This window comes from Pseudomonas sp. SCA2728.1_7, assembly GCF_018138145.1.
Classification (GTDB): Bacteria; Pseudomonadota; Gammaproteobacteria; order Pseudomonadales; family Pseudomonadaceae; genus Aquipseudomonas; species Aquipseudomonas koreensis_A.
Genome location: NZ_CP073104.1, coordinates 3342221 through 3356174, shown reverse-complemented (window position 1 = coordinate 3356174; position 13954 = coordinate 3342221). Strand labels below are relative to the sequence as shown.

Here is a 13954-nt window from a genome sequence, read left to right as displayed (position 1 = left end):
TTGGCAAAACCTGACCAAGCGATCCATCAAACGGCTTCCTGCTCACGGCGATAAGCGTAGGTATCGGCGAAGCGCGACAGCAGGAATTCGGCGCAAGTGGTGGTCGGATATTTCGCTGGATGCTGTGCGTCCTGACATCCGGGCAGGCATTCGATGCGCGTGTCCGGGTGTGGCTCGGCAAAGAACGGCATCGAGTAGCGGTCCACGCCGAGCGGGCTGATCACCCGGTGCGGGGTCGAGCGATAACGGTCGTTGCTCCAGCGCGCCATCATGTCGCCGAGGTTGACCACGAAGGTGCCGTCGATCGGTGGCGCATCAATCCATTCGCCTTTGACGTTTTTCACTTGCAGGCCGCCGGCGCTGTCCTGATAGAGCAGGGTGATGCAGCCGTAATCGGTATGCGCGCCGGCGCCTTGCTGCTCGGCGGAGCTGGCGGTGTGGCGCGGTGGGTAATGGATCATGCGCAGCACGCTGACGGGGTCGTTGAAACGGCTGTCGAAGAAGTCGCGTTCGATATTCAGTGCGAGGGTCATCGCCCGCAACAAGGTTTGCGCGAGGGCCTGCATGTCGAGGTAGTGCTGCTCCATCAACTCAGCCCATCCGGTTTGCGCTGGATGCCGGTTCGGCCCGCGCAACGGTTTTTCGGCGAGCACGTCGGGATGGTTGGCCGGCAGGTGCAGGCCCATGTCGAAGGTTTCTTTGAGGTCGCTGGGCTTGCTCGGGTCGAGTTGCTCGGTGGCGATGGCGCCGTAGCCGCGATGGTGGCGCGTCTGGGTGATGTCGATCTTGAGTTTTTCCGCTGCGGGCAGGGCAAAAAAACGCTGAGTCTGATTGAGCACGGCGTCGATGCGCTGCGCCGAAATCGGGTGACCCTTGATGTAGAAGAAACCCCACTCGCGGCAGGCCAGGTCGATTTGCCCGGCCACGGCGGGCCAGGCGTTTTCGTCGGCGGAATAGAGCGGGCTGATGTCGATGATCGGAAGCTGATCCATACACAATCCTTGAGAGCGCTGAAGATCAAATGTAGGAGTGAGCCTGCTCGCGATAGCGGTGTATCAGGCGACACTTTTGCTGAATGACCCACCGCTATCGCGAGCAGGCTCACTCCTACAAGGGACGGTGGTATGACTGGGATTACTTCGGCATCTCAGCCTTCATGCCTTCAACGTAATAGTTCATCGACGCCAGTTCCGCAGTGGTTGCGCTTACACCTGCGGGGATTTTCTCGACCCCGGCCTGATCCTTGATCGGCCCGGTGAACGGCTGGAACGCACCGCTCTTGATGTCGGCAATGATCTGCTCGGCCTCGGCTTTCACTGGTGCCGGCACCAGGTCGCTGATCGGCAGTTCAACCGTGCCTTCCTTCAACCCGCCCCAGTAATCCTGGGATTTCCAGGTGTGATCGATCACGCTTTGCGTCGCTTGAATATAGTGCGGCGCCCAGTCGTTGACGATCGAGGTCAGCACGGCTTTCGGGCCGAAGTGCGCCATGTCCGAGGCGTAACCCACCGCGTACACGCCACGACGTTCGGCGGCCTGAATCGGCGCCGGGCTGTCGGTGTGCTGGAACACCACGTCGACGCCCTGATCGATCAGCGCGTTGGCGGCATCGGCTTCCTTGCCCGGGTCGAACCACGAGTTGACCCACACCACTTTGATCTCGGTGCCTGGGTTGTACTTGTTCAAGGCCAGTTGAATCGAGTTGATATCGCGGATCACCTCGGGGATCGGGAACGAAGCGACGTAACCGATCTTCTTGGTCTTGGTCATCTTCGCCGCGAGGAAACCGCCGACGTAGCGCCCCTCGTAGGTGCGCGCCAGGTAGGTGCCGAGGTTCTTGTCTTGCTTGTAGCCGGTGGCGTGTTCGAAGGTCACCTTGGGAAATTGCTTGGCGACCTTCAGTGTCGGATTCATGTAGCCGAAGGAAGTGGTGAAAATCAAGTCGTAGTTGTCCTTGGCCATATTGCGGATGACCCGCTCGGCGTCGGCGCCTTCAGCAACGTTCTCGACGTAGTTGGTGGTGATCTGCGTACCTAGTTTTTCTGCGAGTGCCTTGCGCCCCTGCTCATGCTGATACGTCCAGCCGTGATCACCGATCGGGCCGATGTAAACGAAACCGACCTTCAGCGGATCGGCAGCGCTGGCGCTCAGACTGATCCCCAGACCGAGGGCGGCGCACAGCAGTTTGTGCAGCGGACGTATTTGCATGAATTGGAGCTCCATTTTGTTGTGTGTGGTCAGGGCCAATGCAAATTGCTGACCAACAGGACAACAAACAATCCGAAATCGCGTAACGGCCATCGCGAGCAGGCTCACTCCTACAGGGGAATGCGGTCAACTGTAGGAGTGAGCCTGCTCGCGATAGCGCCCTCAAGGCCAATAAAAGTGCAACTGCCAAAAGCCCTGCCAGCGCTTGGTGCGCTAAGGTGTAACGAAACGTTAGCGCCGCCCCGCAGTCAGTAGCTCATTCGCACTCTTCGGCAAAAGGCCCGCCATGTTCACAATCCTCAAGCAAGAAAGCTTTCTGCTCCTGGCCGTCATCGCCGCCTGCGTCGCCTATCCGTTGGAACACTGGATGCTGCACAGCGGCCAGATCGTCGCGCTGACTGCCGGCCTGGTGCTGATCGCTTTCATCGTCGCCGCCTCGATGCGCGTCGCCCATCACGCCGAATTGCTCGCGGAAAAGGTCGGCGACCCTTACGGCACGATGATCCTCACCCTCGCGGCTGTGCTGGTCGAAGTGGTGATTCTCGCGATCATGATGAGCAACGAAGCGTCGCCCACGTTGGTGCGTGACACGATCTATTCGGCGGTGATGCTCGACATCAACGGCATCCTCGGCCTCGCCGCGCTGATGGGCGGGATCAAGCACGGCGAACAGTCGTACAACGACGATTCCGCGCGCAGCTACAGCGTGATGATCCTCACCGCCATGGGCGTATCGATGGTGGTGCCGGAGTTCATTCCCGAGGCCAACTGGAAGATTTATTCGGCGTTCACCATCGGTGCAATGGTGGTGCTTTACGCGCTGTTTCTGCGCATGCAAGTCGGCCCGCACAGTTACTTTTTCAGCTACAGCTACCCGGACAAACGCCGCAAGAAAGAACCGCAGGACGCGCAGGCGAAAGCGCCGGGCATCGGCCTGTCGATCGGCATTCTGGTGTTTGGCATTGTGGTGATCGGCGCATTGGCCGAAGTGATGTCGAAGACCCTCGATCTGGGCCTGGAAGGCACGGGCGCACCGCCGGTGATCACGGCGATTCTGGTCGCGGCGATTTCTGCTGCGCCGGAGATTTTGACCGCGTTGCGTGCAGCGTTGGCCAACCGTATGCAGTCGGTGGTGAACATTGCGATGGGCGCGTCACTGTCGACGGTGATCTTGACGGTGCCAGTGATGGAGGCGATGGCGCTGTACACCGGCCAACCGTTTCAGATGGCGATGACGCCGGTGCAGACGGTGATGATCTTCATCACGCTGATCGTCAGCGCGATCAACCTGAATGATGGTGAGACCAATGCCATTGAGGGCATGACCCACTTCGTATTGTTTGCGACCTTCATCATGCTGTCCCTGCTCGGTCTTTAGGGCTGGCAGATACCCATGTGGGAGCGAGCCTGCTCGCGAAGGCGGTGTGTCAATCAACAAACATGTTGCCTGACATTCCCGCTTCGCGAGCAGGCTCGCTCCCACAGTTTTGAACGATGGTGGATCAGGTACCGGCGATCAACTGGCGAGCCGCCTGGCTGTGATCGGCGATCAGGCCTTTCAGGTCCAGTCCTTCGACTTGGCCATCGACCACACGCCACTTGCCGCCAATCATCACCCGATCCGCACGATCCGCGCCGCACAATAGCAACGCCGAAATCGGATCATGGCTGCCCGAGAAACGCAGCTCATCAAGCTTGAACAACGCCAGATCCGCCTGCTTGCCCACAGCAATCTCACCAATATCAGTACGGCCCAACAAGCTCGCCGAACCCTTGGTCGCCCAGCCCAGGACGCGTTCCGGCGTAATCTTCTCCGCGCCATAACGCAGACGCTGGATGTACAACGCCTGACGCGCTTCGAGAATCATGTTCGACGCATCGTTGGACGCCGAACCATCGACGCCCAGACCAAACAGCGCACCGGCGTCAGTCAGATCGATACTCGGGCAAATGCCGGAAGCCAGACGCATGTTCGAGCTCGGGCAATGGCAGATACCGGTGCCCGCCTCGCCGAGACGAGCGATTTCGTCCGGGTTGAAATGGATGCCGTGGGCCAGCCAAGTGCGCGGGCCGAGCCAGCCGACGCTGTCGAGATAATCGACAGTGCGCAGGCCGAAACGCTGCAGGCAGAAATCTTCTTCGTCGAGGGTTTCGGCCAAGTGCGTGTGCAGGCGCACGTCGAGCTTGTTCGCCAACTCAGCACTGGCCGACATGATTTCCGGGGTCACCGAGAACGGCGAGCACGGCGCCAGGGCGATCTGGATCTGCGCGCCGTCGCCACGTTCGTGGTACTCGTGAATCAGGCGCTGACTGTCGTCGAGAATCACCTGACCTTCTTGCACGGTCTGCTGCGGCGGCAGGCCGCCGTCCTTCTCGCCGAGGCTCATCGAACCACGGGTAAGCATGGCGCGCATGCCCAGTTCGCGGACAGTTTCGACTTGCACGTCGATGGCGTTTTCCAGGCCGTCCGGGAACAGGTAGTGATGGTCGGCTGCGGTGGTGCAGCCCGACAGCAACAGCTCGGCCAAAGCGACTTTGGTGGCGAGGGCGAGTTTTTCCGGTGTCAGGCGCGCCCACACCGGGTACAGGGTTTTCAGCCACGGGAACAACGGCTGATTGACCACCGGCGCCCAGGCGCGAGTCAGGGTTTGATAGAAGTGGTGGTGGGTGTTGATCAGGCCCGGCAGGATCACATGCTCGCGGGCATCGAACACTGCATTGCACGGCGCCGACGGCTGCTGGCCAGCGGCGAGGACTTCGACGATGACACCGTCTTGCACGACTAGACCGCCACGGGCATCAAGCGCGTTGGAAGTGAAAATGGCGAGGGGATTTTTTAACCAGGTACGGGTCGCGGGCATGTTGCCGGCTCCTCTGAAAATGGGGTTCAGGGTTGCCAGCTCAGTGATGCCCTGTCTGCTGATCCAGGGTCGCCGCGGGGACGAGGTGCGCAGTTTCAAACAAATTGTTGCAGCGGGCAAGCCCAACCCGACCGGACAACACGGTCCCTTGTAGGAGTGAGCCTGCTCGCGATAGCGGTGTATCAGGCAACACTTTTGCTGAATGACACACCGCTATCGCGAACAGGCTCACTCCTACAGGGGATTTGCGTGCTTACCAGGGAATAGTTTCACCCTTGTAATTGATGAAGTGATGCCCGCCCTTGCCGGTATACGCATTCACCTGATCGACCAGCCCACGGGTGCTGGTTTCCACGTCAAGGTCCGCCCCTTCGCCGCCCATGTCGGTCTTCACCCAACCCGGATGCAGCGACAACACGGTCATCTTCTGCTCGCCCAATTGCGTGACAAAACTGTTGGTCATCGAATTCAGCGCAGCCTTGCTCGCCTTGTACAGCGCCAGCTCCGGCGCGTCCGGCACGGTCACGCTGCCCAGTCCGGAACTCATGAACGCCAGCACACCGCTGCCGTCACGAATCTGCCCGGCAAAACGCTGAGCCAGATTGATCGGCGCCACGGCGTTGGTGAAAAACAACTGACCGACTTCAGCGAGTGTCGCGCCACCCGGGGTTTGATCGGCCGGGCCTTTGACCCCGGCGTTGACGAACAGCAGGTCGAAGGTGTCGCCCTTGAGCTGTTGGCTCAGAGCAATGACCGCTTGCTGGTCGTCCATGTCGAGCTTCTCGATCCGCACCTTGCCCAGCGCTTCCAGTGCCTGAGCATTGGCAGGATTGCGCACGGTGGCCGTGACTTGCCAGCCGTCGGCCAGCAGGGTTTTCACCAGACCGAGGCCAAGGCCTCGGGAGGCGCCGATGATCAGTGCGTTTTTTGCAGACATGAAAGGCTTCCTTGATGAATGAGGATCATGGATTCAATGGACAGGCCTGACCGAGGCGAAGTTGCAACTCCTGCCGCAGCGCATCGAGTTCGCGCATGCGGGTTTCGATCAGTTGCAGTTTGTCGCGCAGCAACTGCGCCACGGCGTTGTCCGGATCGGGTGCGTTCCACAGCGCCGCGACGCTGTCGCCGATCTCGCCGAGGGTAAATCCCAGACGCTGCGCCGTTTTGATATAGAGCACCAGTTGCACCATCTCCGGCGGATAGTCGCGGTAACTATTGGCACTGCGCTGCGCCGCGATCAACCCGCGCTGCTCATAGAAACGCAGGGTGTCACGGCTGACGGCACTGGCCTGGGCTAATTCACCGATGCGCATGCGGGCTCTCAAAAGGGCTATTGACCCTGGAGCATACTCCAGGCTTTACCGTGGAGGCTCCCTGAATTTCTGGAGCATGGATGATGTGGACTTCAACGCAGTATCGCAATGTGGTGCGCGGCAGCGCCTGGTATGACTTGATCGTCACGGCAGCGTTTGCCACGCCGTGGAGTTTTGCGCTTGTGCATGGATTGTTGAGCGGACTGGATTTGCCCGGCGAGCTGCCGGTGTTTCAGCCTGTGCATATGTTGATGGCGAATCTGTTGGGGTCGGTGGTGTGTGTTTGGGCGGTGCTGCGTATTCGTGATCCGCAGGCGCTTTATGGACGGTATGACGCGGTGGCCAGGTTTTTGTTTGCGGCTTGGCAGGGGTATGCCTTGCTGCATGGCGCCAGTTCGATTCTGATTGTTTTCCTGGTCTTCGAACTGGCGTGGGGCGTTGCTCAAGTGTTGCCTGTGAGTAAGTCTTCGCGAGCAGGCTCGCTCCCACAGGGAATCTGATTGAACTCGGTCAAATGTGGGAGCGAGCCTGCTCGCGAAGAGGCCCGCCCAAACAATAATTAATGCCCCGCCTGCCAAGGCTGCCCAAGCGACACCGGCGCATACAACCGCGTCCGCAGCGCATCCCGCGACAACAACACCAGCACCACAATCGTCGCCACATACGGCAGCATCGCCAGCAAACTCGACGGAATCGCCAGCCCCAACCCCTGCGCCACCAAATGCAGGATGCTGGCGAGGCCAAACAGATATGCCCCGAGCAACAACCGCCACACTCGCCAACTGGCAAACACCACCAGCGCCAGCGCGATCCAGCCACGCCCGGCAGTCATGTTTTCCGCCCACATCGGTGTGTACGCCAGCGACAGATAAGCCCCGGCCAACCCGGCCATCGCCCCGCCGAACAGCACCGCCAAGGTGCGCACGGTCAACACCGGCAAGCCCATCGCACTGGCCGCATCCGGGTTCTCACCCACAGCTTGAATGATCAGCCCGACACGACTTTTGATGATCACCCATGCCACCAGCGCAAACAGCGCGAACGACAGATACACCAGCAAATCCTGAGCAAACAGCATCCGCCCGATCAGCGGGATTTCACTCAGCCAAGGAATCGCCAACGGCTCAAAACCCGCCAGCGGTTTACCCACCCAAGCCGCGCCGACAAAGGTCGACAGCCCGACACCAAAAATCGTCAGGGCCAACCCGGTCGCCACCTGATTGGCGTTGAACACCAACGCCACCAGCGCAAACAGTGACGACAGCAACATGCCGGCAAGCATCGCCAGCAACACGCCCAGCCACAGGTTGCCGCTGTTCAGCGCGACGATAAAACCGATCACCGCGCCAAACAGCATCATCCCTTCCTGCCCAAGATTGAGCACGCCGCTCTTTTCGCAAATCAGTTCACCCAGTGCCACCAGCAACAGCGGCGTGCCGCACCGCACCATGGCGTAGAAAATATTGCTCAACAGATCGATATCCATCACAGCGCTCCGGCGGTTACGGCAGTGGTCGAGGTGCGCTTCACCCAGCTCAGGTTCAGGCGTGGCCGATAGAGGATCAGCACGTCACAGGCGAGCAGGAAAAACAGCATCATTCCCTGAAACAACTGGGTGATCGCCTGCGGCAGATTCATCGTCATTTGCGCGCTCTCGCCACCGATGTACAGCAGCGCCATCAGCAGGCTCGAAAACAGAATCCCGATCGGATTCAGACGCCCAAGAAACGCCACGGTAATCGCCGCGTAGCCATAACCCGGCGACACCTGCGGCACCAATTGGCCAATCGGTCCGGTCACTTCGCAGACACCCGCCAGCCCGGCCAAGCCGCCGCTGATCAACAGCGCCAGCCAGATCAACTGCTTCTCGCGAAAGCCGACAAACCCCGCCGCACGCTTGTCCAGCCCGAGCACTTTGATCTGGAAACCGACAAAGCTTTTCTGCAACAACACCCACACCGCAACCAGTGCGAGCAGGGCGAAATACACCCCGGCATGCACGCGGCCATCCTCCATCAACAACGGCAAGCGGCTGGCATCGCCGAACATCGCCGATTCGGGAAAGTTGAACCCGGCGGGATCTTTCAACGGCCCGTGCACGCAGAACAGCAGCAGGTTCAGCGCGATGTAATTGAGCATGATGCTGGTGAGGATTTCGTTGGCGTTGAAGCGCGTGCGCAACCATGCGGTCAGCCCGGCCCATGCGGCGCCGGCGAGGGTGCCGGTGAGCAGAATCAACACTAGCGCCCAGCGGCTTTGCAGGTCGATGATATTCACCGCCAAGGCACTGCCGGCGAGTGCGCCGAGGAGCAATTGACCTTCGGCGCCGATGTTCCAGATTCGCGCCTGATAGGCCACTGCCAAGCCCAGTGCGCAGAGCAGAATTGGCAGCGCTTTGACCAGCAATTCGGAGACGCCATACAAGTCGCTGACCGGAGCGATCAGCAGCGTGTGCAAGGTTTGCAGCGGCTCATGGCCAAGGGCGATAAACAACAGCGAGCCACAACCGAGCGTCAGCGCCGCCGCCAGTAACGGCGAGCACCACAGCATCAAGCGCGATTGCTGGCCACGGGGTTCGAGGGAAAGCAGCATGTGTATAACTCCGTTAAACCGTGGCGGTTAAAGGTGCGTGGTCGAACTGGCCGGCCATCCAGCCGCCGACATCGCTGAGTTGGGTATCGCCGGTGTTGTGCAGCGCCGACAGACGCCCGCCACACAACGCGCCGAGGCGATCGCTGATCTGGAACAGTTCGTCGAGATCTTCGGAAATCACCAGAATCGCCGCGCCGGCATCGCGCAGCGCGATCAGCGCACGTTGAATGGTCGCGGCAGCACCGACGTCGACGCCCCAGGTCGGGTGCGCGGCGATCAGCAGTTTCGGTTGCTGGAGGATTTCCCGGCCGAGGATGAATTTCTGCAGATTGCCGCCGGACAAACTGCGCGCGGCAGTTTGCGTGTCCGGGGTTTTCACGCCGAAGCGCTGAATGATCTGTCGGGCGAGGGCTTCGACTTTGCCGCGTTCGATCAAACCGTGGCTGACCAAGCCTTGTTGGAACGCGGTAAGCAGAGCGTTATCGGCCAGACTCAATTCCGGCACCGCGCCATGGCCGAGACGTTCGGCGGGGACGAAAGCCAGGCCCAGTTTGCGTCGCGCATCCGGGCGTAAATCAGCGACGTGTTGTTCGGCGAATCGAATGGTCGCGGCTTGCGCCCGAGGCAAGGTTTGTTCGCCACTGAGCAGGGCGAGCAATTCATCCTGACCGTTGCCCGCGACCCCGGCGATGCCAACGATTTCACCGCTGCGCACTTGCACATCAATGTCCGTCAGCGAGCAGCCGAACGGATCCGGGTTGTGCCAACTCAATCCCTTCACCTGCAAAAACGCCGCGCCACCGCTGACCTTCGGATAGTCGCCAATCAACGCCGCCGCTTCGCCAACCATCAACTGCGCCAATTGCTGATCCGAACACTCCGCTGGCAGGCAATGCCCGGCCACTCGACCACCGCGCAGAACTGTCGCGCTGTGACACAGCGCCCGAACCTCGGCGAGTTTGTGGCTGATAAACAGAATGCTGCAGCCTTCGGCAGCGAGGCGACGCAGGGTGATGAACAACTCATCGGCCTCCTGCGGCGTCAACACCGAAGTCGGTTCGTCGAGAATCAACAGGCGAATGTCCTGCATCAGGCAGCGAATGATTTCCACGCGCTGGCGCTCACCGATCGACAGGCTGTGGACAAGTCTTTCAGGCTCCAGCGCCATGCCGTAACGGCGTGACACTTCGCGAATTTTCGGTTCCAGTTGTTTCGGTGTGCCGGCCGCAGCGCCCATCGCCAGCGCAATGTTCTGCGCGACGCTGAGGGTTTCGAACAGCGAGAAATGCTGGAACACCATGCCGATGCCCAACTGCCGCGCCTGTGCCGGATTGCGGATGTTGACCCGCTGACCTTGCCAGAGCATCTCGCCCGAATCGGCCTGGGTAACGCCGTAGATAATCTTCATCAGGGTGCTTTTGCCCGCACCGTTTTCACCGAGCAGGGCATGGATTTCCCCGGGTGCGATGCTCAGGTCGATGGCGTCATTGGCCAGACAACCGGGGTAGCGTTTACTGATATGGCGCAATTGCAGGCGCGGGAGGGGAGGAGCGATTGGCATGACAGGCTCGACTTGCTTGGAGTTGTGCCTGTGGATAAAGCAATTTCCTGGCCATTGAGTCAGGAACGCGGGCGGGCCGCGTGTCGAGGTGCTTGGCGCAGAGCATTCAGGAGTGAATCACGCGCGACGGCGGCACCAATTCAGAGCAAAGCCGTTGAACGGGCGCCAGTTTTGCCCGTCGGCAACTGATCAAAAAACGAGCAAAACCTTGTGGACTAGGCGGGACCTGCGACTGCGCCAGCCATGAACGGGTTATCCACAGGTTGCTCCACAGTTATTGTGCGCAAGCTGCAAACCCGGGCATAAGCACTGCGGTGCTTTCTTCTAATGGTGATAAACCGCGCTAACTGACTGTTTCTGTTTGAAAATTTCGTTTCGTCGGGTGAATTGAACGAAAAGTGAACAAACCGCGCAAAGCCACGTGACAGAAGGGTTACAGCGAAATGTACTCAGGTTATCCACAGTCGGGTGCACAGCCGATGTGGGCAACTCTGTGGAATAAGGAAATTCGGGATCGCCCCAAAAGATCGCAGCCTTCGGCAGCTCCTACAGGGGAACGCATTTCAAGTGTAGGAGCTGCGGAACGCTCGGGCCGCGATCGGACGATCTTTTGATCTTTTATCGTTGAAGCAAAATCCGCCCACGGCTCAAATCAGCAAGTTGCGTTTGCAAGACCTCGATCTGCGCTTCCCCCACAGCCAACTTCAACTCAACGCCGTTTGCCGTGAAGTTTTCTTCGACAACCAATCCACCCAAGTCCGCAACCCGCAACTTCACCAACGCCAACTCGGCAAACCCGCACGCACAACTCAACGGCACCCGACTGATCAACTCAATCTTCGCCGCCGTCTGTAAACATTTGTTCGCCCCACCGCCATACGCTCGGGCCAACCCACCAGTGCCAAGTTGAATGCCGCCATACCAACGAATCACCAGCACCGCGACCTGATCACAATCCTGCGCTTCAATCGCCGCGAGAATCGGCCGACCCGCCGTGCCGCCCGGTTCGCCGTCATCATTGCTACGGTATTGATCGCCGAGCTTCCACGCCCAGCAATTGTGCGAGGCGTTGAGATCGCTGTGTTGTTCGAAAAAAGCCTGCGCCTCGGCAGGGCTGCCGATCGGCGTGGCGAAAGTGATAAAGCGGCTTTTGCGAATCTCTTCGCGGTACTCGCAAAAACCGCTGAGGGTGAAAGGCATAAACGTCTTATAGAGAAGGAGTGAGGCCGCAGCCTTTGAGAATGATGCGGATCAGGTTGTTGCCGGCGTCTTCCATGTCCTGCTTGGTCAGCTTGCTGCGACCGCTGACGCGACAGATCTGCGTGGCGAAATCCGCGTAATGCTGAGTGCTGCCCCACAACAGGAAGATCAGGTGCACCGGATCCACCGGGTCCATTTTGCCGGCATCGATCCACGCCTGAAACACCGCTGCGCGGCCAGTGAACCAGGCGCGGTAATCCTGATTGAAATATTCGGTGAGGCATTCGCCGCCGCTGATCACTTCCATCGCAAAGATCCGCGAGGCCTGCGGCTGACGACGGGAGAACTCCATCTTGGCGCGGATGTAGCGGGTCAGCGCTTCGGCCGGATCGTCCTCGGCCGTTAGCGTGTTGAAGGTGCTGTCCCACAACTCGATGATGTTGCTCAGCACCGCCACGTACAAACCGAGTTTGTTGGTGAAGTAGTAATGCAGGTTCGCCTTGGGCAACCCGGCATTCTGGGCGATGGTGTTCATGCTGGTGCCTTTGTACCCGTGACGGGCGAACTCGTCTTCGGCGGCTTTGAGGATGGTCTCTTCGTTCTTCTGACGAATGCGGCTGGCGGGTTTGCCGCCATGGGCTGGGACTTCAAAGGTCATAGGCACTTCCGGGTTTGTCTGTGGGTGCAACCAAGTGCGTTGATAGCGCACCCACAGGCATCCGACAAGTCTTTGCGCGATAAAACCGTTACGCCTGTTCGATCTTGTTCAGCGATGCGTGCGCTTCAGCGGCCTCGGTTTTCGACTCCGGCAGCAGCAGGCACAGGACGATTGCGGTCAGGCCGCCGCTGGTGATCGCCGAATCGAACAGGTTCTGCACCAGTTTTGGCAACAAGTGCAGCAGGTTCGGCTGCGCGGCAATGCCCAGGCCGACGCCGAACGATGTGGCGATGATCAACATGCTGCGTCGATCCAGTGGCGACTGCGCGAGGATGCGCACGCCGGCAGCGGCCACCGCGCCGAACATCACCAGGGTCGCGCCGCCGAGCACCGGTTTCGGAATCTGTTGCAGCACCGCGCCGATCATTGGAAACATACCCAGACAAAACAGGATCGCGCCGATGTACAGCCCGACGTAACGGCTGGCGACGCCGGTCAACTGGATCACGCCGTTGTTCTGCGCAAACGTGGTGTTGGGGAAGGCGCTGAAGGTCGCGGCGATCATGCAGCTCACGCCATCGCCGAGTACGCCACCGCGCAAGCGGCTTATATAAGAAGGGCCGCTGATCGGTTGGCGAGCGAGCATGCAGTTGGCGGTGAGGTCGCCGACGGTTTCGATGGTGCTGATCAGATAAATCAGCGCGACCGGCAGGAAAGCCGTCCAGTCGAAGCTGAAGCCAAACTTGAACGGCGTAGGAAAGCTCACCAGCGGCAAGTCAGGCAATGGCTGCGGCAGCAGTTTCCCACTGAACCACGCGGCCAGGCTGCCGAGCAGCAAACCGATGATGATTGCCGACAAACGCACCCATGGCGTGTTCGAGCGGTTGAGCAGAATGATCGTCAGCAACACAAACACGCCCAGCGCCAGATTGCCCGGCGCACCGAAGTCCGGCGCATTGAAACCACCACCCAGATCGGTGATGCCGACTTTGATCAGACTTATGCCGATCAGGGTGATAACGATCCCGGTCACCAGTGGCGTGACCACGCGACGTAGTTGACCGATGAAACGGCTCAAGACGATCTGCACGATCGCGCCGAAAAAGCACACACCGAAAATCATCGCCAGAATGTCTTCCGGGCTGCCGCCACGTTGCTTGACCAGAAACCCCGCCGACAGCACCGCGCCGAGAAAGGCGAAACTGGTGCCTTGCAAACAGATCATCCCCGCGCCGATGCCGAACGGCCGCCGGGCCTGAATGAAGGTGCCGACACCGGAAACCATCAACGCCATGCTGATCAAGTAAGGCAAATAGGCGGTCAACCCGAGCGCCGAGCCAATCACCAGCGGCGGCGTGATGATGCCGACGAAACTGGCGAGCACGTGTTGCAGCGCGGCAAGGGTGGCAGCGAGTGGTTTGGGGCGGTCATCGAGGCCGTAGATCAGGTCGCTGGACGGTGCGGAATCTGGCTGCATGGCTGAAGGCTTCTTATCAAAGGAACGAAGTAATTCTTCCTCTGCAAAAACCTGTCCACTTGCTCAGCTTTGTCGGCAAATAAC

The 13954-nt window shown here is 59.8% G+C and carries 13 protein-coding genes; 2 read left to right on the top strand and 11 right to left on the bottom strand.

The features are described 5' to 3' along the window. Window positions 1-26 precede the first annotated feature (26 nt). Together KBP52_RS15050 and KBP52_RS15045 are read right to left on the bottom strand one after the other, a co-directional pair. Window positions 27-992: a 2-oxoglutarate and iron-dependent oxygenase domain-containing protein gene (locus KBP52_RS15050; RefSeq protein ID WP_212623061.1), complete on the bottom strand. Its 966-nt coding sequence runs from the start codon at window positions 990-992 to the stop codon at window positions 27-29. 142 nt (window positions 993-1134) lie between these two features. Further along, window positions 1135-2208, bottom strand: coding sequence for a BMP family ABC transporter substrate-binding protein (locus tag KBP52_RS15045; RefSeq protein WP_123594068.1), 1074 nt, complete (start codon window positions 2206-2208; stop codon window positions 1135-1137). Between the two features lie 286 nt (window positions 2209-2494). Between KBP52_RS15045 and KBP52_RS15040 the strand changes: the two genes are divergently transcribed. Next, a complete protein-coding gene (locus KBP52_RS15040; RefSeq protein WP_212623060.1) occupies window positions 2495-3586 on the top strand; it encodes a calcium:proton antiporter in 1092 nt (363 codons plus the stop codon). A 124-nt stretch (window positions 3587-3710) separates the two neighbouring features. Here the strand turns inward: KBP52_RS15040 and KBP52_RS15035 are convergent, their stop codons facing one another. The 3 genes from KBP52_RS15035 to KBP52_RS15025 all read right to left on the bottom strand — a co-directional run bounded on the left by KBP52_RS15035 (window position 3711) and on the right by KBP52_RS15025 (window position 6382). Then, entirely contained in the window at window positions 3711-5069 is a 1359-nt protein-coding gene (locus KBP52_RS15035) for an 8-oxoguanine deaminase (RefSeq protein WP_212623059.1), read from the bottom strand. A gap of 253 nt (window positions 5070-5322) precedes the next feature. Further along, window positions 5323-6006: an SDR family oxidoreductase gene (locus tag KBP52_RS15030; protein ID WP_160038175.1), complete on the bottom strand. Its 684-nt coding sequence runs from the start codon at window positions 6004-6006 to the stop codon at window positions 5323-5325. Between the two features lie 25 nt (window positions 6007-6031). Continuing rightward, window positions 6032-6382 carry a MerR family transcriptional regulator gene (locus KBP52_RS15025; RefSeq protein WP_212623058.1) on the bottom strand — a complete coding sequence of 117 codons (351 nt, stop codon included), beginning with the start codon at window positions 6380-6382 and terminating at the stop codon, window positions 6032-6034. Window positions 6383-6465: 83 nt separating this feature from the next. Between KBP52_RS15025 and KBP52_RS15020 the strand changes: the two genes are divergently transcribed. Continuing rightward, on the top strand, window positions 6466-6882 hold the full coding sequence (locus tag KBP52_RS15020; RefSeq protein ID WP_212623057.1) for a hypothetical protein: 417 nt from the start codon (window positions 6466-6468) through the stop codon (window positions 6880-6882). Between the two features lie 59 nt (window positions 6883-6941). On the opposite strand, the gene KBP52_RS15015 is transcribed toward KBP52_RS15020, so the two are convergent. The 6 genes from KBP52_RS15015 to KBP52_RS14990 form a co-directional block, all read right to left on the bottom strand. Continuing rightward, window positions 6942-7868: an ABC transporter permease gene (locus KBP52_RS15015; RefSeq protein WP_077570879.1), complete on the bottom strand. Its 927-nt coding sequence runs from the start codon at window positions 7866-7868 to the stop codon at window positions 6942-6944. Beyond that, a complete protein-coding gene (locus KBP52_RS15010; RefSeq protein WP_212623056.1) occupies window positions 7868-8974 on the bottom strand; it encodes an ABC transporter permease in 1107 nt (368 codons plus the stop codon). Before KBP52_RS15010 ends, KBP52_RS15015 begins: the two co-directional genes overlap by 1 nt. Window positions 8975-8987: 13 nt before the next feature. Beyond that, complete coding sequence (locus tag KBP52_RS15005; protein ID WP_212623055.1) at window positions 8988-10535, bottom strand: ABC transporter ATP-binding protein; 1548 nt, start codon at window positions 10533-10535, stop codon at window positions 8988-8990. Between the two features lie 618 nt (window positions 10536-11153). Continuing rightward, on the bottom strand, window positions 11154-11735 hold the full coding sequence (locus KBP52_RS15000; protein ID WP_077570882.1) for a YigZ family protein: 582 nt from the start codon (window positions 11733-11735) through the stop codon (window positions 11154-11156). Window positions 11736-11742: 7 nt separating this feature from the next. Further along, complete coding sequence (locus tag KBP52_RS14995) at window positions 11743-12393, bottom strand: TetR/AcrR family transcriptional regulator (RefSeq protein ID WP_007914719.1); 651 nt, start codon at window positions 12391-12393, stop codon at window positions 11743-11745. An 88-nt stretch (window positions 12394-12481) separates the two neighbouring features. Next, window positions 12482-13870, bottom strand: coding sequence for a nucleobase:cation symporter-2 family protein (locus tag KBP52_RS14990; RefSeq protein ID WP_212623054.1), 1389 nt, complete (start codon window positions 13868-13870; stop codon window positions 12482-12484). Window positions 13871-13954 lie beyond the last annotated feature (84 nt).